Annotated in this window: 23 protein-coding genes; 7 read left to right on the top strand and 16 right to left on the bottom strand. The window is 30.1% G+C overall.

Features of this window, described 5'->3' with window-relative positions; translation table 11 throughout:
* Window positions 1-12 precede the first annotated feature (12 nt).
* The 10 genes from scfB to ACREVX_RS08565 all read right to left on the bottom strand — a co-directional run bounded on the left by scfB (window position 13) and on the right by ACREVX_RS08565 (window position 8,462).
* On the bottom strand, window positions 13-1,377 hold the full coding sequence (gene scfB, locus ACREVX_RS08520; protein ID WP_431543746.1) for a thioether cross-link-forming SCIFF peptide maturase: 1,365 nt from the start codon (window positions 1,375-1,377) through the stop codon (window positions 13-15).
* A 59-nt stretch (window positions 1,378-1,436) separates the two neighbouring features.
* On the bottom strand, window positions 1,437-1,574 hold the full coding sequence (gene scfA / locus ACREVX_RS08525; protein WP_431543747.1) for a six-cysteine ranthipeptide SCIFF: 138 nt from the start codon (window positions 1,572-1,574) through the stop codon (window positions 1,437-1,439).
* Between the two features lie 68 nt (window positions 1,575-1,642).
* Window positions 1,643-2,011, bottom strand: a complete 369-nt coding sequence (locus ACREVX_RS08530) for a TIGR04086 family membrane protein (RefSeq protein ID WP_431543748.1) — start codon at window positions 2,009-2,011, stop codon at window positions 1,643-1,645.
* 98 nt (window positions 2,012-2,109) lie between these two features.
* Window positions 2,110-2,403: a preprotein translocase subunit YajC gene (yajC, locus tag ACREVX_RS08535; protein WP_431543749.1), complete on the bottom strand. Its 294-nt coding sequence runs from the start codon at window positions 2,401-2,403 to the stop codon at window positions 2,110-2,112.
* Window positions 2,404-2,547: 144 nt separating this feature from the next.
* Window positions 2,548-3,672: a tRNA guanosine(34) transglycosylase Tgt gene (tgt, locus tag ACREVX_RS08540; RefSeq protein ID WP_431543750.1), complete on the bottom strand. Its 1,125-nt coding sequence runs from the start codon at window positions 3,670-3,672 to the stop codon at window positions 2,548-2,550.
* A 60-nt stretch (window positions 3,673-3,732) separates the two neighbouring features.
* Complete coding sequence (gene queA, locus ACREVX_RS08545) at window positions 3,733-4,758, bottom strand: tRNA preQ1(34) S-adenosylmethionine ribosyltransferase-isomerase QueA (protein WP_431543751.1); 1,026 nt, start codon at window positions 4,756-4,758, stop codon at window positions 3,733-3,735.
* Window positions 4,759-4,763: 5 nt separating this feature from the next.
* Window positions 4,764-5,768 (bottom strand): Holliday junction branch migration DNA helicase RuvB, encoded by a 1,005-nt coding sequence (ruvB, locus tag ACREVX_RS08550; protein ID WP_431543752.1) that lies wholly within the window; start codon window positions 5,766-5,768, stop codon window positions 4,764-4,766.
* 14 nt (window positions 5,769-5,782) lie between these two features.
* Entirely contained in the window at window positions 5,783-6,382 is a 600-nt protein-coding gene (ruvA, locus tag ACREVX_RS08555) for a Holliday junction branch migration protein RuvA (protein ID WP_431543753.1), read from the bottom strand.
* A gap of 218 nt (window positions 6,383-6,600) precedes the next feature.
* Window positions 6,601-7,371 (bottom strand): hypothetical protein, encoded by a 771-nt coding sequence (locus ACREVX_RS08560; RefSeq protein WP_431543754.1) that lies wholly within the window; start codon window positions 7,369-7,371, stop codon window positions 6,601-6,603.
* Window positions 7,372-7,466: 95 nt separating this feature from the next.
* On the bottom strand, window positions 7,467-8,462 hold the full coding sequence (locus ACREVX_RS08565; protein WP_431543755.1) for a YbgA family protein: 996 nt from the start codon (window positions 8,460-8,462) through the stop codon (window positions 7,467-7,469).
* A gap of 233 nt (window positions 8,463-8,695) precedes the next feature.
* Between ACREVX_RS08565 and aat the strand changes: the two genes are divergently transcribed.
* Window positions 8,696-9,364: a leucyl/phenylalanyl-tRNA--protein transferase gene (gene aat / locus ACREVX_RS08570; RefSeq protein WP_431543756.1), complete on the top strand. Its 669-nt coding sequence runs from the start codon at window positions 8,696-8,698 to the stop codon at window positions 9,362-9,364.
* Between the two features lie 102 nt (window positions 9,365-9,466).
* Here aat and splB read toward each other — a convergent pair whose 3' ends face one another.
* From splB to ACREVX_RS08590, 4 genes are all read right to left on the bottom strand, one after another.
* A complete protein-coding gene (splB, locus tag ACREVX_RS08575) occupies window positions 9,467-10,477 on the bottom strand; it encodes a spore photoproduct lyase (protein WP_431543757.1) in 1,011 nt (336 codons plus the stop codon).
* A gap of 221 nt (window positions 10,478-10,698) precedes the next feature.
* Window positions 10,699-10,932, bottom strand: a complete 234-nt coding sequence (locus ACREVX_RS08580; protein ID WP_431543758.1) for a hypothetical protein — start codon at window positions 10,930-10,932, stop codon at window positions 10,699-10,701.
* Window positions 10,933-11,021: 89 nt separating this feature from the next.
* Window positions 11,022-12,767 (bottom strand): DUF4153 domain-containing protein, encoded by a 1,746-nt coding sequence (locus ACREVX_RS08585; RefSeq protein WP_431543759.1) that lies wholly within the window; start codon window positions 12,765-12,767, stop codon window positions 11,022-11,024.
* An 85-nt stretch (window positions 12,768-12,852) separates the two neighbouring features.
* Window positions 12,853-13,716, bottom strand: a complete 864-nt coding sequence (locus ACREVX_RS08590) for a methyltransferase domain-containing protein (protein WP_431543760.1) — start codon at window positions 13,714-13,716, stop codon at window positions 12,853-12,855.
* 287 nt (window positions 13,717-14,003) lie between these two features.
* On the opposite strand from ACREVX_RS08590, the gene ACREVX_RS08595 reads away from it, so the two are divergent.
* Complete coding sequence (locus ACREVX_RS08595) at window positions 14,004-14,264, top strand: glutaredoxin family protein (RefSeq protein ID WP_431543761.1); 261 nt, start codon at window positions 14,004-14,006, stop codon at window positions 14,262-14,264.
* 37 nt (window positions 14,265-14,301) lie between these two features.
* Here ACREVX_RS08595 and ACREVX_RS08600 read toward each other — a convergent pair whose 3' ends face one another.
* Both ACREVX_RS08600 and ACREVX_RS08605 read right to left on the bottom strand, forming a co-directional pair.
* Window positions 14,302-15,015, bottom strand: coding sequence for a hypothetical protein (locus ACREVX_RS08600; RefSeq protein WP_431543762.1), 714 nt, complete (start codon window positions 15,013-15,015; stop codon window positions 14,302-14,304).
* Between the two features lie 390 nt (window positions 15,016-15,405).
* Window positions 15,406-16,707, bottom strand: coding sequence for a DEAD/DEAH box helicase (locus ACREVX_RS08605; protein WP_431543763.1), 1,302 nt, complete (start codon window positions 16,705-16,707; stop codon window positions 15,406-15,408).
* Between the two features lie 427 nt (window positions 16,708-17,134).
* Here ACREVX_RS08605 and ACREVX_RS08610 point away from each other — a divergent pair, with 427 nt between their 5' ends.
* From ACREVX_RS08610 to ACREVX_RS08630, 5 genes are all read left to right on the top strand, one after another.
* On the top strand, window positions 17,135-18,004 hold the full coding sequence (locus ACREVX_RS08610; protein WP_431543764.1) for an SDR family oxidoreductase: 870 nt from the start codon (window positions 17,135-17,137) through the stop codon (window positions 18,002-18,004).
* A 467-nt stretch (window positions 18,005-18,471) separates the two neighbouring features.
* On the top strand, window positions 18,472-19,410 hold the full coding sequence (locus ACREVX_RS08615) for a M15 family metallopeptidase (RefSeq protein ID WP_431543765.1): 939 nt from the start codon (window positions 18,472-18,474) through the stop codon (window positions 19,408-19,410).
* A 4-nt stretch (window positions 19,411-19,414) separates the two neighbouring features.
* Window positions 19,415-20,530, top strand: coding sequence for an amidase domain-containing protein (locus ACREVX_RS08620; RefSeq protein ID WP_431543766.1), 1,116 nt, complete (start codon window positions 19,415-19,417; stop codon window positions 20,528-20,530).
* 45 nt (window positions 20,531-20,575) lie between these two features.
* Entirely contained in the window at window positions 20,576-20,875 is a 300-nt protein-coding gene (locus ACREVX_RS08625; protein ID WP_431543767.1) for a hypothetical protein, read from the top strand.
* A gap of 160 nt (window positions 20,876-21,035) precedes the next feature.
* The gene (locus tag ACREVX_RS08630; RefSeq protein ID WP_431543768.1) at window positions 21,036-21,482 is read left to right on the top strand and encodes an RrF2 family transcriptional regulator; all 447 of its coding nucleotides are present in this window, start codon (window positions 21,036-21,038) and stop codon (window positions 21,480-21,482) included.
* Window positions 21,483-21,609: the final 127 nt, after the last annotated feature.

Here is a 21,609-nt window from a genome sequence, read left to right on the forward strand (position 1 = left end):
TAGCAATTTAATTTATTTATTTCCGATTTTAGCCTTTAGTGCTATAGCACATTCTATCCTTTTCTTTTGCATTTTGCATCCAATTTCATAAGGAATATGCATATCTCCATTAAAATTAAAGTTATTAGCTTGGCAACCACCGCTACAATAAAATTTAGCCCAACAATCAATACATTTAGGTTTATTATATATATGCGCTTCTTTAAATTCTTTTACCATCTTAGTATTATAGATTCCATTATAAATGTCTCCAATTAAGAAATCTTTATTACCAACAAACTGGTGACAAGGATATATCTCACCATCTGGAGTAACTGCAATATACTCATGACCCGCTCCACAACCTGAAATCCTCTTATAAACACAAGGTCCGCCTTTGAGATCTATATTAAAGTGATAAAATTTAAAGTCAGTTCCATTTTTATTTCTTTCAATCAAATCTGCATATAACTTATCATATTGCTCAAAAATAACTGGTAAGTCTTCCTCTCTAATTGAAAGTTCATGCTCGTTTGGTAGTACTACAGGTTCTATAGATATTTCTTTAAACCCTAAATCTGCCATATGCTTTACATCTTCATAAAAATCAATATTTTGCCTTGTAAAGGTTCCTCTGACATAATAAGATTTTGACTTATCTCTCATATCAACCATTTTCTTAATATTAGGAAGTATTCTATCATATGATCCGCTTCCATCCACTCTTACTCTAACTTTGTCATTAACAGCTTTTCTACCATCTATACTAAGTACTATGTTACCCATATTCTCATCCAAATATTTCATGATTTCATCGTTAAGTAATGTAGCATTAGTTGTCATAGTAAATCTTATAACTTTATTATGAATTTTTCCTTGAATTTTTCCATATTCCACTACTTCTTTTATCATATCAAAAGCCATAAGTGGTTCTCCACCGAATAAATCAATCTCTATATTTTTCCTTGGACCAGAATTTGCTATAACAAAATCTATTGCTTTCATTCCTACTTCCGCAGGCATTGCTTTCCTACTGCCATGGTACTCACCCTCATCAGCAAAACAATATTTACACCGCAGGTTACAATCATGTATTATATTAAGACAAAGTGCCTTTATGTAAGGTTCTGATTGACCACCACTTCTTGCAATTTCCTCATATAAATCTTCTGTGTATAACATGTCTCCCTTAATTAAACTTTGTATCTCGCTATACACTTCTTCAATTTCTTCTTTTGTATATTTATTTTTAAAACTTTCTATTAACTCGTCTTTTTCCCTAAGTAAATTATTATCTAATAGATCATAAACCATTTCATCAACTACGTGTAGTGATCCTGAATTTACATCAATTACATAGTATTCACCATCTTGAATAAATTTATGAATTAGTGCCAACGTATTTCCTCCTAACTAAATTTAAAGCAGTAACCCTAGTTACTGCCCATTTAATTATATTAATTTTCACAAGCTAAATTAGCTACTGTGCAAGAAGTTTTGCATGCTGATTGACATGAATTAGCACATTCTTTGCATCCAGGTTTTTTTAAACTATCTTTAATTATTGATGCACTTATAGTTTTTATATGTTTCATTTTCATTCCTCCATATCATAAAGTTTCCGTATTATTATATCATAATATCTAAGACAAATAAAGCGATTCTAAAGATTTATTCCAAGCATTCCAGACAACCCACCTATACCTAAAGCTAAAGCCGTCCTGACTACTTCTCGCATTCCAATAGCAGCACTTCCACCTCCAAATACTTTTACTAAATATAAAACTAGCATGTAAGTTATTGCTACTATAATGCCCATTAGCCAACCTTTTTCCCCTGCTTTTTTTGCAGCGAAAACAGATCCATAAAGCACACTAACCAATGTTATTATAATATAAAAAACAGATGTCACCTTCATACTAGCTGGCATATAGGTTGTTATAACTGAATAAATTACTAATACAATTAACGTTAAAATCGCAGCCCTAAATACACCTTCGCCAGCACAAGAATATTTTAATTTGTTTTCCATGTAAATTACCCCCTTTTTTTAACCTTAACAAAATTTTATTTCAGTTAAAATCTATAATATAAATTATGATTAAAAAGAGGGTTTTATTACATAATCTTCTATTTTTTTTCTACTACAAGTTCTGCGTTGTCTATATTTACAACTGTTGCTATACCACTTTTTGAAAGTTTAATTCTAGTTCTATCTGGACCACTTTCTAATATGATGTAATCATCTTGAATATTTATGATTTTGCCCATTATGCCGCCTTTAGTCATTACTTCGTCATTTACTTTTAAATTATTTAAAAGTGCAGCATATTTTTTCTTTCTTTTATTTTCTGGGATAAATATTACTAACCAAAACACCGCAAGCATTAATACTAAAGGTCCTAAAGTTCCTATTGTTTGCATTATGTTCGCCTCCTTTCATAATTTTTTTTATGACATATAATAAAATAATTCACCTACAAACAAATATCTTTAAGACAATAATGTTGAGTTCTTCCTCTATGTTTTTCGTTTATAGGTTAATCATATTATAGTAAATAATTATAATTACTCATTCCACATTGCAATTTTTTGGGCCTTAAATTCATCAAAACAATCATTATCTATAGCGTTTCTAATGTCTTCCATAAGTTTATTATAAAAATATAGATTATGAAGCACGCAAAGCCTCATAGCAAGCATTTCTTTTGCCTTGAATAGATGCCTTATATATGCTCTTGTATAATGTCTACAAGCAGGGCACTTACATCCTTCATCAATAGGGGACGCATCCAATTCAAATTTAGCATTCATTATATTTATTCTACCATCACTCGTAAAGACATTACCATGCCTTCCATTTCTTGCTGGCAATACACAGTCAAAAAAATCTACTCCCCTTGATACCGCTTCTAAAATATTTATTGGATAACCCACACCCATTAGATATATTGGTTTATCTTGCGGCATGTGCGGCACAACAGCATCAATAATTCTATACATTTCCTCGTGCGACTCCCCTACTGCAAGGCCGCCTATAGCGTACCCATCTAGGTCCATGTTACTTATTGTTTTAGCATGCTCTATTCTAATATCCTCATATGTTCCACCTTGATTTATACCAAATAACATCTGTTTGTTATTTATAGTGCCTTCTAGTGAATTTAACCTATCCATTTCAATTTTGCACCTCTGGAGCCACCTTGTAGTTCTTGCTACAGAATCAACTACATATTCTTTCGTAGATGGATTTGGTATACATTCATCAAAAGCCATAGCAATGGTAGAACCCAAATTACTCTGTATTTGCATACTTTCTTCTGGTCCCATAAATATTTTTTTGCCATCGATATGCGAATTAAAGTAAACTCCCTCTTCCTTGATTTTTCTCATTTTAGACAAAGAGAATACTTGAAATCCACCAGAATCTGTAAGAATAGGTCTATCCCAATTCATGAATTTATGTAATCCACCCATTTTTCTTACAACAGTATCTGTCGGCCTTAAATGCAGGTGATATGTGTTAGATAATTCTACTTGGCAACCAATTTCTTTTAAGTCCATACTAGATACTGCACCTTTAATGACTGCTAAAGTTCCTACATTCATAAATACTGGTGTTTGAATTACACCATGAGGTGTTGTAAGTTCACCACGTCTTACTTTACCACTTTTCTTAAGTAATTTATACATATTTACCCCTCTTTTCTATACAATAAATAAAAGTTGATTATTTTCTCTCCTAATTACTCACTAGTATAAAAACATTGCATCTCCAAAACTGAAGAATCTATATTTTTCTTTTACCGCCACGTCATATGCATTCATAACTAAATCTTGACCTGCGAAAGCACTTACAAGCATTATTAATGTAGATTCTGGAAGATGAAAATTTGTTATAAGCGCATTAACAATTTTAAATTTATATCCAGGATATATAAAAATGTCTGTCCATCCAGATTTTTCGCATACTTTTCCGCTTGCATCCGCTATACTCTCGAGTGTTCTGTTAGAAGTGGTCCCTACTGCAATAATTCTACCACCTTTTTCCTTTGCATTGTTTATTACAAGCGCTGACTCACGGCTTAACATATAGTGTTCTGAATGCATTTCATGTTCCTCTACAACTTCAGCTTTAACTGGTCTAAAAGTTCCAAGACCTACATGGAGTGTTACAAATGCAATCTCAACACCTTTAGCTTTAATTTGCTTAAGTAGCTGCGTTGTAAAATGAAGCCCTGCAGTTGGAGCTGCAGCTGACCCCACTTCTCTTGAAAATACAGTCTGATATCTTTCCCTATCTTCTAATTTTTCAGTTATATATGGTGGTAGAGGCATCTCTCCCAGATTATCTAAAACTTCTTCAAATATTCCATCATATTCAAACTCAACAATTCTACTTCCACCCTCAGAAAAACTTATAACTTTTGCCTTAAGCTCTCCATTACCAAAAACAAACCTAGCTCCTATACTTGCTTTTTTACCTGGCTTAACTAATGTTTCCCAGTGATTAATATCTATTCTTTTTAGGAGCAAGAATTCCATTTTACCACCTGTTCCTTCCCGCACGCCAAGAAGCCTTGCAGGTAATACCCTAGTATCATTTAACACTAGGCAATCTCCTGGGTTTAAATATTCTATTATATTTTTAAATTGTCTATGCTCTATTCCTTTACTTGTTTTATTAATAACCATGAGCCTTGATTCATCCCTTTTTTCAAGTGGATGTTGCGCTATAAACTCCTTTGGTAATTCAAAATAAAAATCCTTTACTTTCAAAAAAACTACACCCTTTCTCTATTTAAATGTTCATACGCCTTATCTGACGCCATTCTTCCCCTTGGAGTTCTTATTATAAAACCTTTTTGAATTAAATAAGGCTCATAGACATCCTCAAGCGTTCCTATTTCTTCCCCTATAAAATAAGATAATGTCTCTATACCTACCGGTCCACCATTAAAGTTATCTATAATTGCTTCGAGCATTTTATTATCTATTCTATCAAACCCTTCATCATCTATTTCAAAAAGCTCAGATGCTGCCTTTGCCAGTTCTAAATCAATAACTCCATTACCCTTAACATCACAATAATCGCGAATCCTTTTAAGTAATCGGTTAGCAATTCTCGGAGTACCTCTTGAACGCCTTGCTATTTCAACAGCTGCACCACTTGTAATATCTACCTTTAGAATAGCTGCTGAGCGAATGACTATCTCTTTTAGCTCATCCTGAGTATAATATTCCATGGCACTAAGCACTCCAAACCTATCACGAAGTGGCGAAGTTAATAACCCGATTCTTGTGGTTGCACCAATAAGTGTAAACTTAGGTAAATCAAGCCTTATAGATTTTGCAGAAGCACCTTTCCCAATTACGATATCTAGTGCATAATCTTCCATTGCAGGATATAATATTTCTTCAATAGATCTATTAAGCCTATGTATTTCATCAATAAAAAGCACGTCATAATCGCTCAAACTAGTTAAAATCGCTGCCAAATCTCCTGCTCTTTCAATAGCTGGTCCTGAAGTTACTTTTAAATTCCCCTTCATTTCGCTTGCAATAATATTTGCAAGTGTAGTTTTCCCAAGGCCTGGAGGTCCATATAAAAGAACATGATCTAAAGCTTCTTCTCTATTTTGAGCAGCCTTAATAAATATATTTAATTTTTCTTTTATTTTAGCTTGGCCGATATATTCTCTAAGTTTTTTTGGCCTTAATGAATATTCGGCATCCACATCCTCTTCGATTATCGATGAAGTAATAATTCTTTTCTCATTATCATCCATATTATACTACCACCTTAATTCATCAAAAATTTCAAACAATCTTTAATCATATTTTCAAGTGATTGTTCTTTGCGTACTGCCTTTAATGCATTTGACCCTTCCTTTTCAGAATATCCAAGTGAAATGAGAGCTCCTAGAACCTCCGTAAGTTTTTTACCACCTACCACATCAATACCTGATTCTAGCGATAAGCTACCTTGCGCAGACTGCTCAATATGTATTTTTTCTCTGAGTTCAAGTATAATTCTCTGAGCAATTTTAGTACCTATTCCTGGAGCCCTTGTTAATGTTTTTTCATCTCCAGATACAATAGCATATTTCAAATTTAAAACACTGCAAATAGAGAGTAGTGATAAGCCAGCTTTTGACCCAACTCCATTTATACTAATTACAAGAGTAAACATTTCTATCTCATCCTTTGTTAAAAATCCATACAAACCAATGAAATCTTCTCTAACAATTTGTTTTATATACAATAATACACTATCACCTGTTTTAGGCATCTTTGCCATAGTGCTGCCAGAGGTATATATTTTGTAACCCATACCATTATTATCTATTACAATGTAGTCTTTGCAAATGCCTACAAAAATTCCTTTTATATATTCGTACATAATATTACCTCCCTATACTGCTTTTGTTAAATCATCTCCTGCGGAGATGGGGTTATTAATTGTTATGTGCTCATTTTTATAGCAACATATATTACTTTACCACCTAAACACTTTTAATTCAATAATTAAGATGCATGAAAATAAAAAAAAGTATAAAAACCTTAAAAAATATATATTTTTTAAGGTTTTTATCTATATTGTTTTATTTTAATCACATATTAAGACTTTAATAATCCCCTAGCATAATCAAAGGCTTTTTCGGCGGTCTTAAATTCACCCATTTCATATTCACCTGCTTCTTCATCAACAGCATCTTTACTACCTTCAATATCTTTATTATACTTTCTACCTCTAAGCAGATCATCTACAAGCCCATCTTTTTCCTTTAAATCATCTATCTTGATATATTGCACTTCACCTTTGTCCACTGATTCAAAATCATATTTAAGTTGCTTACCATTTGCACCATACACATTAGAGTTAAATAATTTATGTGATGTTATATTTGCATTTTTATCTGTTTTATAAATTGTTACGTTATCCTCATATACTCCCAGGTAATACCTATTAGCTTTATAACTATACCTATCACTTTCATTAACAAAAACCACTTCACCAATACCCATATTAGAAACGGTGTATCCTTGACTCTTAAAAAAATCATTAAGTTCCGATTGCGTTTTGCTATTTAGTGTGGAGGAATCATTAAAATAATTTTCAAGAACCATATTTCTTACTTCTTTATCCTTGTATTTATTCTTAAAAACAAATTTTGCATTCTCAGCTACCCGTGATAGTTTAGTCGTCACTGAAGTTTGTATTAAATTACTATCAGTATCTTTCTGTGCGAATTTCAAATATGGCAGTTGACCATAAACTTCAAGTTTCAAATCATTTTTATTCATATAATGAACAAGAGAATAGTTAGCACAAACAACAACAATTAATGTTATTGTAAATATCGTATATAAAGTTTTTATTTTTTTCATATTACCACTCCTTACTTGGAATTATGTCCAAATATTGGAGTATTCATTCACTATATTAAAAAATAAAACATAAGTATTAATATTATAATATTTTTTTATTTGTCAAGTCCTTTACCTGAATCAGTAACGTTGTCTAATTCTAAAGGATACGGTTCAAAAAAAGTCTGGTTGATGAGATTTTTTTCTTCGAATCTTATTGCGTTTGATTTTATAACATAAAGTGGAACACTAAATGGCACCTTACTTTCTCTGTATTGCTCTATTGTGTCTAAAATAAATTCTTTTTCTCTGTGAGTTAATTTATCTGAAAAATAACCCATTGATCTTGTAAGTACATTAATATTTGATGTATATCTCGGTAACTTATTAAATGCAAGAGCAAGATTTTTTTCATATTCTTCATAAATTTGCTTGGCGTTTAGTTCTCCATGCCTGCCAACTAAACTTCCTAATATTTTAAGTTGTTTTTGATTATATGACATAAGAAGGAGTTTGTTAGTACTATGAAACTCTACTAAATCTTCTATAAGCATACTTTCTTTTATTACTCTAAAGTTTTTCATTATATATAACTTCGTTAGAAAATGTTGTCTTATATTGTAATTTTTAACCCTTCCATCATCTTCAATAGCAATTCCTGAGAACTTTTCAATCACAATCTCAGCAAACAGACCCGTTCCCTTAACTGATGCTGATCCCTTTTGTATACTTTTGTAAATTTTAACTTCTTTTAAGCCACAGGTTGGAGATTTCCCCTTAAGTATAAAACCATCAACCCTTGGCAAGTTTGAAACAAATTCATTTGAAAATTCAAACATTTCTTTGCTCAGTTCTCTTTCAGTCACATGTTGCACAAGTCTCACCGGTGATAATTCATCTTCTTTTACTACTCTTATGGCTTCTCTAGGTGTTTCTAGTCCTATTTGTACTTCTGGACACACAGTTATAAACTCCACAAAATCTTTTAATTTCTCCACTAAGTGACAGCCGTCCATTTGCCCATTGTATCTACATGCACTAAATCCCAAACACCTGCTTACTACAATTACTGGTTTCACATTGTTTATTCTTTCTTTATAAGATAACTTCATATAAAAACATCCTCTCAAAATTCAGCTCATTTTTTTATTAAAATCCTTATTATATTATTTCAATATAAGTTTTAGTTCTCCTCTTTTTAGGATGTTCCTTAATCTATATTTTAATCAATTTCTTTTATTAAATTAGTGTGGCTTTACCTTAACACCATTTCAAAAGTTATGCTTAGCATTGTAATTTAGTATATAATAAGTTTTAAATACAATATATCATGAGAGGAGTAATTATGCCAATTTATAAATTATCAGATGATTTAGTATTCCCTGACCCATCACTTTGTGAACCGGATGGTCTTTTAGCAATAGGCGGAGACCTATCGCCAGAGAGATTATTGCTTGCGTATTCTAATGGAATATTTCCATGGTTCTCCCAAGGTGAACCAATACTTTGGTGGTCACCGAGTCCAAGATTTATTGTCTATCCAAAGGATATTAAAATATCGCATTCTATGAAAAAATCACTAAAAAAGAATATATATAAAGTTTCCTTTGATACTTGTTTTAGAGGTGTTATATCTAACTGCTCTATGATTCGCAAAGAAACAGGTACATGGATTACAAATGAAATGATAGAAGCTTACTGCAAACTTCATGAACTTGGTTACGCTCATAGCGTTGAAACCTGGTTTGATGGTAAATTAGTTGGTGGACTATACGGTATAAGTATAGGGAAATGTTTTTTTGGTGAATCAATGTTTTCAACTATGGACAATGCATCTAAGTTTGCCTTTATTACTTTTGGAAAAGCACTAGAACAAAAGGGATTTTCTATAATTGACTGCCAAGTTCATACAAACCATTTAGAAAGTTTAGGAGCAGTAAACATGACAAGAGAAGACTTTCTACAACTTATAAAAAAAGGAATTTCAATTTCACCATTAAAATTGTCCTTATAATTTATATAATCTTCTAAACAACAAATCAGCATAAAAGCCTAAGCCTTATACTGATTTGTTTTTTATTCTTCATATTTAGTATTTAAATAATTACTTCAAATATTAAGTAAAGTATTCAATTATAGCCTGATCGAAATTATTATTTATAAGCTCTGAAATATATTTTTTTATCTCGTCACTTTCTGGTTTAAGATAAACATATTTAAACTTTCCATATGGTCCCCATTTTAGCTTTCTTTTTTCTTCATCCATATCAAGCTTAGTTTTTTTAAATCTTTGAACTATAAGCTCCTTTGCTGCTTTTGTAAATCTATGCTGGATAAGTTCAAAACTTATCTCCTCATGATAATCAACAAGCGCTATTTTTAAATTTTCAAATAACTCCTTATATTCTTGTTTCCAATTTTCATATATCATAATAGGAGCAATTATAAACCCTATTGGATATCCAGCGTCTGCTATCTTTTTAACTGCATCTATTCTCTCACTAAAAGTGGACGTGTTGTGTTCAAAATTATCTATTACATATCTAGAATTTAAAGTAAATCTGAACTTTGTATGTTTGTTATGTTTTAGACTTAAAAACGAATTAACATCATCAAATTTTGTTACAAGTCTAAGTCTACCCTTTGAACTCTCGCCAAAAAACTCAATACATCTTTTTAAGTTACCACTCAAGTGTTCAAGTGCAACGGGGTCAGTTATACTTGCACATTCAAAGAAAGTAAGTTTTGGTAAATTAGCATCAATATAAGTTTGTATATTTTCTAAGATTTCATCAACATTCAGAAAAATTTTCATGAAAGGTTTTTCGCCTTGCGTAGTTTGAAGATAACAATATTCACAATTAGCCGGGCATGAACTTGACAATGAAAATTGATAATCTGCAGATGGTTTACAGCTTACTAGTTTTTTTTGACCGTTTGTTGTAAACAGAATAGTTTTTTTAGCTGTTGAATAGTTTTTCTCAGGCGATCCGGAATCTATTACAACTTTTTTAGAATTAATTATGGGAACATTTAATTTTTCTAAATATTCTATTGTCTTTTTTGATGATTCATATTTTAATATTTTCGGGTCTATATATGCAATATCTGGTATAAACAACTTCATTATTTTCACCTCTATAGCTATTGTTTTATTAAATAAAGTTATTTATACACTTATTCTTTTTATAAACTTGATTTAACGACATTTCACAAGGAAAGTCTCCCACTTATATAAGTAAAAGTTAACTTACTTCCCTAGCAAAAATAAAACTTCAGCGGGAGTTTAAATCTCCTATTGAAGTCGTTAATACCGCAGATACTCAGGAGATAATTCAACTAAAATTTTTATCTAATGTTGTACTTATTTATTGCCTTGTTTTTTAATTTTTTACCTAAAGTTTCTCCTAAAAATCTATCAATCATATCTTCTTTAGTTGCTTTTCCTTCTACAAATATATTAAATTTCTTGCAAAGCTTTGCTAAATCACCTTTACTTATTTCATAAGTTTTAATAAAGTTTTTTGCAGTTTTAATACTAGTCATAGCTATTATACGTTTATACATTTCATCATTAGTCATGGATGCACCTCTAATCTCTTATTTATCAATTATATTATATCATATTATTTTAAACGGTACTAATAACCCATTTATAATAAAATTAACATTTATTTCATTTTAACAACTACATAAAATTCAAAATTCTTAGGTTCAATACTATCACTTGATGTTGAGTTGTTTCCTGATATATTTAAGAATTGAATCTTAATTTTAACTTTTTCATTTTCATCAACAAATGACATTTCCTCTTGAGATAAACTCTGATCCTTTTGACCATCAGGGTATTTATCTATAAGCTTATTTGCAAAGTCCTTTAAATTCTTATTATATATATTATTTTTATTTTTAGTTATATTTAGAGTGCTTGATTCATTATTAAAGTTCATACTAATTGTTGCATTCTCATTAGACTGCTTACCATTATTCCTTAAAACAAATAGATAGTCATATCCGCTTATATCTATTAGCTGCGTCGAGCCTACTGAATCAAAATAGAAATACTCATTTCTATTTTGATAATTTCCTTCACTATATTTAATTCCTAATGTTTTCTCCATATCCATAATTTTGAAATTTTCTGGCAATCCTTTAACATCACTTATGCTGTGATTTGCATCAAAATAATTAACTATGCTAGTTATAGCAATTGCATCCTCATCAGTTACCTTTACGCTTGCCTTAATTACTTTATTATCCTTTATCATATTGTTTTTAACAAAGATTTTGGTTAGCCTGTTATTTTGGCTGTATTTTGAAATTGAATAACTGCTTATTGGCCCAAATACAGATATTGTTGTTATTGCTGCAAGTGATATCGGAAGTATTATATTTTTTAGCTTCTTTTTAGCTACAAAATAAATCATAACTAAAAATGTCCATATCCCAAGCGCTACAACAAAATATCTATTCTCAGTTACCCCATATGCGTCAATTCTTATACCTATAGAAAAAAACATCATGATAATTAGTGGAAGAATAGCCTTTGGAAAATACTTCATAAATCTTGTTGGCCAAGCCTTTTCATTAAGCATTGGAGATATGAAAAATAGTACCGCTGCAGCAATTGCAGAATACCAAAGCACTAGGTTAGATACAAGACCTTCTGGCCAAGTCCTCGTGATAATTATCTTTCCAAAGTATATATAAAGTATTATTGTATATATACAAATAAGTGGCATTATAATATATAACACTAATACCATAAGCAGGCGCGAATATTCTTTTATGGTTAATATTTCATGTTTTGCTTTAATACCTGCTAGAAAAAATATTGGTGCAAATATACCAGCAACAATAAGATAAGTATAGTAATAAAGCTCAGATTTTATATTAATTCCTAGAAGTTTATCAATAGTAAAAAGAATAGCAGCTAGTCCAATATACAAAACAATTGAATATAAAATCGTAGTAAAAAATCTAGTAAAAACCCTTATAACAAAAAACTCAAAATCATCACGCTTTGGTAAATAAGATATAAATAAGAAAACTAAATATAGAACAAGAGTAACGCCAATATATCTTGATATTGATATTATTTCAATATCTTGCAAGAAAAAGTAATAATATAGCACAAGCAATACTGTGCTTACCAAATAAGTTGCATATAAAAGTGCCTTGTTATAGTTCTCAAGTCTTTCAAAAAAAAGTTTTATAGATAATGACAAAGGGATTCCAAGGGCAATCACCATGACCACTCTGCGAAGAGTTTCTATTAAATTACCACTTGCTCCCCCAGTTATTTCTGAAATATAAATAAGAAGTATAACACAAATAGTTGAAATACCTATAGTTTCCGGAAATCTCTCAAGACTATTTTTAATACCTATTAACATCCCTTTAAATATTTTTTTCATTTAAATCCTCCTATTTGTATCATAATTTTCCCTTCCAGACCAATACGCATGTTACCATCAGTTGTATGGAAAAGCCATCAAATAATTAAATCATCTTCTCGTATACACTTATATTAAAATCCAGCAACGTTGAAAGTCTGAAGGTTTCGCTAGCTTTTTCTTTCATAGCATTGTCGATAGTCCAATAATAAGGAGTCATTGCAATAAGACTCTTTACATCTTGTGCACCTTCTACATCAATATTGTACTTTACCTCAAAACAGTTAATTAATTTAAAGCCATTAAATGTTGTTCTTTTTTGCTCATGTTCTCTAGCATTTACATATAATATTTCCTTTAATCCATATAGATGTTGAATTCCAGGTGTTATAACAATTAACTTACCATCATCCTTTATAACCCTTGCAAGCTCACTTTCATCAGAGGGTGCAAAATTTCTAACAATAATATCTATAGTATTTGTCATTATGGGTAAGTTAAAATTACTCCCTACTATAAATTTTATTTGTTTATCTCTATTAGTTGCATATGTAACTGCAGCTTTTGAAATATCTATCCCATAAAAACCAAACTCTTTTTTTATGGGATAGTTAGTGTAATGTTTGTAAATAGTTCTCTTTAAATTAGCCAAAAAATATCCTTCTCCACATCCCACATCAAGTATATTTACATTATTTCCATTTATATTAGATACTATTATATTGTTTAACTTCTCAGAAAATGTCTGATAATAACCTTTATTTAAAAAGTTTCTACGATTTTCCATCATTTCTTTACTATCTCCAGGTTCCTTTGTATTTTTCTGATTAGCAAGTAGAAGATTAATATGTCCTTTACTAGAGATATCGTAACTATGATTATTGAGGCATACATATTGTTTTTCATGTTTTTTGAGACTTAAATTACAAACGGGACATTTTAATATAGATTCCATATTTTCTATAGACACAAAATCACTCCTTTTCTTTTAAAACCCATAACTAATTTACACATTTAGCTATGCTTATGATATCAAATAATGTAACTTATTTCTATTGATTAGTATCAATAACTTTAACTATTTTACTTTAAAAATCGAAATATGCACTTATATAGTCAGTTTTAATTGAAAAAAACTATATTTATACGTGATAATATTATATAATTCACTTTGTTATACTAAGAATCAAATAAATAGTGTATACTTATAAAGGTCTAATAATATATACTAATGAGAAAGTTTGGTGATGATAATAAATGAAACCAGTAATTATGTTTGTAACTGAATGGTGTCCTTATTGTAAAAAAGCACTTAAATGGATGGAAAATACAAAAATTCAAAATCCACAGTATGCTGGTATTGAAATCAAAATAATTGATGAAGAACTTCAACCAGATATAGCAACACAATATACTTACTATTATGTGCCTACATACTATGTCGATGGAGTTAAAGTTCATGAAGGCGTAACCTCTAAAAATATTATTAAAGGAATATTTGAAAAGGCATTTAAATAGATTTTCCATATTCTAGGTAAAAATGTAAGATGTGATTTTAATTGATCCTCTTGCATTTTTTATTTAAATTATCCTCCATTTCACTATAATCATTAATGTCCGAAATTCTCATATTAAAAATTTCAATAGCCTTCCCCATATTAATAATACTTTTTCTACAGCGTGCCATTTTAATTTTATCGGTGGTTATTTTTCTATTATCTTTCTCCATACTATAAATATAGTTTTGTTTTTCTTTCCGTAGTTTATTCTTTCTTTCATTGCATTCTTGAATTTCAATTTTTATACTTAATTCATTAGAATATTTAGCAAAAACTATTTTATACTTTTTCACAAAATATTTCTTAATGCTTTTAAATTTTTCTCTACTAACAAAAGCGTAAAAATCTTCACTCAACTTTCTACTCTTTTGCCTCTCAAGACAAAGCTCATTTTCTAATTTATTTATATGTGATTTTGTACCTTTAATATCTTGTTTTCTTTTATTAATCTCAACTAACAATTCTATTTTGTTTTTTTGATTTTTTCTTATACTACATTCATTTATATTTATAGATCTAATAAGTTTTTGTTTAATGAAGTGTAAAGTTTCGGCATTAGCATTTTCAATCTTTAAAAGTTTACACAAATCCACTCTAGATTTAACCAAAGATTCGACTAGCATTTTCATTTCTTCTAACATACCACCACTGATCTGAAATTCTAATACAATAGAATTATAAATTTTATTGTGTTCCGACGTGTATATCACTACTAATTCCCCTCTCGCATAATCTAATTATTATAAGTATTTAACGTAATTTACGCTAAACCAAAAAAACTTATATTCTTTAATATACTTTACCATATTTGATGACGTTTAGTAAAATTCAGTAACTTATAATAAATTTTTATTTTTATTTAGTGTATTAATTTTCAAAAGCGAGATATACTATTACTGTAGTCAACAAGCAAACATTCAACTTCTAAAGGGAGATGTTAGTTATGTTAATTTATAAATTATCTGTGATTTTAGGCGTAAGCAGTATTGCTAGGGCTAAAAACGGTGACTACTAACTAATTCTGCACGAAATTTAAAGTGCAGAGTAATAAAGCCAATGATTATTTAAATAATCATTGGCTTTATACTATTATTAAATTGTTATCTATTTGATGATCTAAAATTCTTATTTTGCTTATTTCTATCTTGATTCCTATCTTGGTTTCCACCTTGGTTTCTACCATTTCTTCTAGCATAACCAGTTGACCGTGCTTTTGCAGTAGTAGTCTTTTTAGCTTCATCTTTACTTACCACTGCTATTACATTACTAGCAGGAAAAGGATGGCCCTCAACCACTGGTATTGTTTTTGATATAATTTTCTCAATATCCTTAAGAAAAGGTTTTTCTTCCACATCACAAAATGATAATGCAACTCCTCCAAGTCCAGCTCTTCCAGTTCTTCCTATTCTATGAACATAGGTCTCTGGAATATTAGGCAAATCAAAATTAATAACATGAGATAATTCATCAACATCAATACCTCTTGCGGCTATATCTGTTGCAACTAAAACTCTTGTTATTCCAGTTTTAAAATTATTCAAGGCGAGTTGCCTAGCACTTTGAGATTTATTGCCATGAATAGCTTGAGCCTCTATTCCCACATTGTTAAGGTCCTTAGTTATTTTATTAGCCCCATGTTTAGTTCTTGAGAATACTAATGCAGAAACTATTGATTTGTCTTTTAACAAGTGTATAAGCAATGGTTTTTTATCTTTTTTATCTACAAAATACACTGCCTGATCAATAAGTTCAATAGTAGACGATACAGGAGTCACCGCTACCTTTATTGGGTCTATAAGAATAGAATCAACAAGTTTTGATATTTCTGGTGGCATAGTTGCTGAAAAAAGCATGGTTTGTCTAACTTTAGGAAGTTGCGTTATAATTCTTTTTACATCACGCAGAAATCCCATATCAAGCATTCGATCAGCCTCATCAAGTACAAACATCTCCACATGGTGTATATTAATGTACTTTTGTTGCATTAAATCAAGTAATCTTCCCGTAGTTGCTATTAAAATATCTACTCCATCTCTTAAAGCATCCGTTTGATGTTTTTGTGATACGCCTCCAAAAATAACTGTACTAGTAAGATTCGTATATTCGCTATAAGCTGTAAAACTTTCTCCAATTTGAATTGCAAGCTCCCTAGTTGGTGCAAGTATTAGTGCTTTTATATTTTTAGGTCCCTTTATTACCTTTTGTTTACCACATAGAATTTGAAGTATAGGAACAGCAAATGCTGCTGTCTTTCCTGTGCCTGTTTGAGCACAACCTAGAAAGTCTTTTCCTTCTAAAATAGTTGGAATTGCTTCCTCCTGTATAGGTGTAGCTTCCACATACCCTTCATTTTTTAATGCTTTTTTTATTGGTGTAATAAGATTTAAGTCTTCGAATAACATCTTTTCTCCTTTGGAAGTGGTCGTCTTTAACTTTAAATGTCACAAATCACTTTTATCCTGTTATGAATTTTCTTGAAAATTGGAAACAACAACTTTCTTACATGATTATATTTCATCTAAGAAACCACCCTTTATTAGTGATATGAGCATGTTTAGGCTGATTAATCTTTATTTAGCTCTAATTTTATAGGTCATTAAATATTAATAAATTTGTTTCATTTTTATCAATTTCAATTTTAAAACTATTTTAGTTTAAAAATTCGTTGCACTCATATTTTTCAATTATAACATATTTCGACCTTTCTTACTATTCTTAAGCTTATATATAACTTATTCATAAAATATATAATACCTTTAATATGAATATAAATACTGATTAACCATAAACTAAAGATACAAAAAATTAAATTTACAAGGGAGATACTTTATGAATGAAAACTTTAATTTTCCTATGAGTGTACCTGAGCAAAAACAAGATACACAACCCGGTTTTGAAATATTAATGAATCCAAGACCTATTTTTGAAAATCCAAATTTCAAAGGTTCTAACAAATTATTGAATAAAGTGGCCTTGATTACCGGTGGTGATAGTGGTATTGGTAAAGCGGTCGCTCTTGCATACGCTAGAGAAGGTGCCGATATTGCCATAATTTATCTTAATGAACATGAAGATGCGAAGGAAACAAAAAAACTTATTGAGGCAAAGGGCAGAAAATGTGTCCTAATACCTGGCGATATAGGTGATGATGCTTTCTGCATAAATGCCGTGAGCATAGTGATAAAAGAATTAGCTAAGATAGATATTCTTGTTAACAATGCAGGTGAGCAGCATCCACAAAATAGCATTGAAGATATTACAAAGGAGCAATTAGAAAGAACCTTTAAAACTAATATTTTTGGTATGTTTTATCTAGTCAAAGCAACATTACCATATTTAAAAGAAAGTGCTACAATTATAAATACCTCCTCTATTACTGCCTACAAAGGGCATGAAACATTAATTGATTATTCCTCAACTAAAGGAGCAATAGTTACCTTTACACGTTCACTCGCACTATCACTTGCAAGTAGAAAAATACGAGTTAATGCAGTAGCTCCTGGACCAATATGGACTCCACTGATACCATCCTCTTTTAGTGCGAGTGAGGTTGGCAAGTTTGGCAGCACAACTCCTATGGGAAGACCAGGCCAACCAGTAGAGCTCTGTGAAACATATGTATTTTTAGCACATGAGGGTTCATCATATATAAGCGGTGAAACTATTCATGTAAATGGTGGGAACATTATAAACGGTTAACGTCATATAGCTTTTCATAAATACCAAAAATAGGCATCGTATTTATGTTGCCTATTTTATATTATATAATTATGAAATGTTAGAACCATTATAAGTGCATCATACACATCGCTAAGAGCCATAAGCCGCCCTAATATTGGTATTTGTTCTTATAACAAACCATTAAGATATCCTGCTCCATCCAATTTTTCATGATGCGTTAGTGCAATTCTACTTATAATGTCCATTCATTTCTTACTATAATATACCATTTATTTAATATTAATATATGTTTTAAAAGTAAATAATATTTATTTTTTTATTTTTTTTGGAAATATACTCACTAATTTTGTTAATATATCCACACATATAATAATAGTACATTGGAAAATATATATATCAATAGTATTATAAAAAAGTAATTTAGTCTTTAATATTTATTATTTTTCCCATAAATAATTCCATTTTTGAAGGAGGAGAATAACACCATGAAGAAAATGTTCACTTATATACTTGTTATTAGTTTACTTTTTAACCTAGTTGTAGATTCTAAAACACTTGCTACAGATTTTAATATTAGACCACAAAGCAATAGTATATATAATATAACAATGAAGCAAGATCTTCTATGTTTAATGCTTGCTTACCCTGAATATATTACAACCATAGAATCAAGAGATGGATATATATATATAGTTATGAAATCCGGAAAAAAGCTATGCTACGATGATAGATTACAAAAAAACTCAGATAAAAAACTTATAAACCCAGATCTTCAAGATTCATTAGAACAAAGCTATCCTTTGACTAGAGTTAAAACTATAATGGAAGAAAATTTTGATCCTGGCCGCTATAGATGCTATGGGTTATTATCTCAGGTCTATGGAACTTCAAAACAAGTTATAGAATATAATCTTACAAAAGTTAATGTAGGCTACAATAATTATCAATTTAATAAAAGCAATGGTGCCTCAAGTTCACTTCAAACTGTTATGAAAGAACTAAATACTCTTGCGCAATCAGATTCTAATTTAAGAAAATGCTTTCTACCTTGTAGTGGCACTTTTAACTATCGCATTATAAAAGGCACAAATAGGCTAAGTCCTCATGCCTATGGAATTGCTATTGACCTGGCTAGCGATAAAAGGGACTATTGGAAATGGGCTTCTAAAGAACAAGGCGCGAAAAGATTAATTTCATATTCTAATGAACTTGTTGAAGTTTTTGAAAAAAATGGTTTTGTATGGGGTGGTAAATGGTCTCACTTTGATATTTTACATTTTGAGTATAGACCAGAAATCATTTTAAAGTCTCGTTATTTTAAAGGTCATGTAAATATACAAAAACCTTGGTATGAAGGCGCACCAACAAATAAAAAACCTGTAAAAAATATCATAGAAAAAATCGATAAAATAATAGGAGTATAATATTATGAATATTTATAAAACAAAAAAATTACAAATACCCAAAATTAGATTGATTATATTTATAATATTTTTTCTATCCATTCAGTTATTTGTTATTAACTATGTATATGCCGCTACTGATGATGAAGAAAAACAAGTTACCAATTATATAGAACAAATTTTTCAAAGTAGAAACAAGGCAATTTTAAATGGTGATTTAGAATTAATACAATCACTTTATAACATGGACACAAAATATGGAACATGGGCATATGAATATGAAAAAAGAAAAATGGATTATATAAACAATTGGGCAGAAAAACAAGGAGTTAAGTTTACAGACATTATTCCAACTGTAATTGTAAAAAAAATAAAAGATAATAATGGTACTTTTTCAATTTATTTATTATGTTCTACTGAATACAAATATGTATATGAAAATCAGCCCTCAGTAGAAAATATTTCAAAAATTGGTACTTATCATAATTTACAACTAATGAGTAAAGATGGTTCTTGGGTAATATCTAAAGAATGGTATAAAGATCCTTTTGCAAATTCTTTAGATCTTGGTAACATTAAAGCAGATTCTATAAAAGAATATATACTATTGCAAAATGCAAGAGACTTTTCAAACCTTAGCGAGAGAAGAATTAAAGCTGTAGAATATGCTAATCAGTATTGCGGTGCTGCAAGCATTGCTAAATATGATTATAAATATAATAAAAAATATAGAAACTATAATCCTCAAGGTGGTGATTGTGCAAATTTCGCCTCACAAATTTTATTTGAAGGTGGCAACTTCAAGAAAAATCCAGCTTGGAGTTATGACAAAAATGGTGCAACTGGGTCTTGGCTTAATGCAGATGGCTTCAAGAAATATATGATATATAGTGGTAGAGCGTCAGTAATCGCATATGGTAGCTATGACAAGGTATATAAAGCTAGTTATAAACTGTTACCAGGAGATTTTGTTGCTTATGAGAAGAAAAAAGATATTACTCATATTTCTGTTGTTACAGGTGCAGATTCAAAAGGATATTCTTTGGTTAGTTGTCATAATTCTGATAGGAGTAAAGTCCCTTGGGATCTTGGATGGAGTGATAAAAATATGAAGTTTTGGCTAATTCGAGTTCATTATTAAATTGTAATAAAATTAAATCATAGATTATAAGGAGATGAAATTTGTATGAAAACAGAAGAACAAATTAAATCAGAAGTTTCAAGACAAGTTATTGACAGTTTGAAAACAAGTTTAAATGAAGAGTTAGCTGAAGTTGAAAAGGAATTCGAGGAGACTTATAAAAATAAGCTGGAACAAGAAATACAGTACACTTTAGAACTTGCAGAAACTGGCCTTTCACATAATTCAACCAAAACAATAAAAGTAGAAAATAAAAAATTAGTTCAACAATTAGATAGTATAAGAACTGAAAAAGTAAAAGTTGAAAATAAATTAAAAACCTTGAGCGAATTTGAAAATATTTGATATTGTGTATTAAAACAAAAGTAATAAGAATTATGCAATATTGCAGTTAGTTATTGTTAATTTGACTTATTCTTTCGTTTATAGTATTCTCTAAATAAATGAATAAATATTTTAGTATGCGTTATATGTATATTTTAAAAATAAGGAGAATTAACTTACCATGAATATTTCTACTAAAGGAAGATACGGTTTAAGAGCAATGGTTGATATAGCTGTGCATTCATTTGGAGACTATATACCTTTGAAAATTATTGCAGAAAGACAATCTATTTCAGAAAACTATCTAGAGCAAGTTTTCTCGATACTTAGGAAAGCAAAACTTGTAAAAAGTGCTAGAGGTTCACAGGGAGGTTATACACTCTCTAAAGAATCATCAAAAATTACTGTAGGTGAAGTTTTAAGAATACTTGAAGGTGACTTAAATATTAATGGAGACCCTGATGATGCCTTAGGAATTGATAAAACTATAAAAGTTTGTATAAACACTCTTGTATGGCAAGAGGTTAATGAACAAATTAATAAGGTTATGGATTCAGTGACACTTGCTGATCTTGTAGAAAAATATAATAGCCTAAATGCAGAATATACTTTGGACTTTATAATATAAAATCGAGTAGGAGGCTAATCATTATTTGATTAGCCGACCTCTCACACCACCCCGCATACCGTTCGGTACAGGGCGGTTCTATAGAACTAACAAGTTCTAAGATAATATTTCGTTATACTGATTAGAC

Source organism: Clostridium sp., from assembly GCF_050717545.1.
Classification (GTDB): domain Bacteria; phylum Bacillota; class Clostridia; order Clostridiales; family Clostridiaceae; genus Clostridium_AD.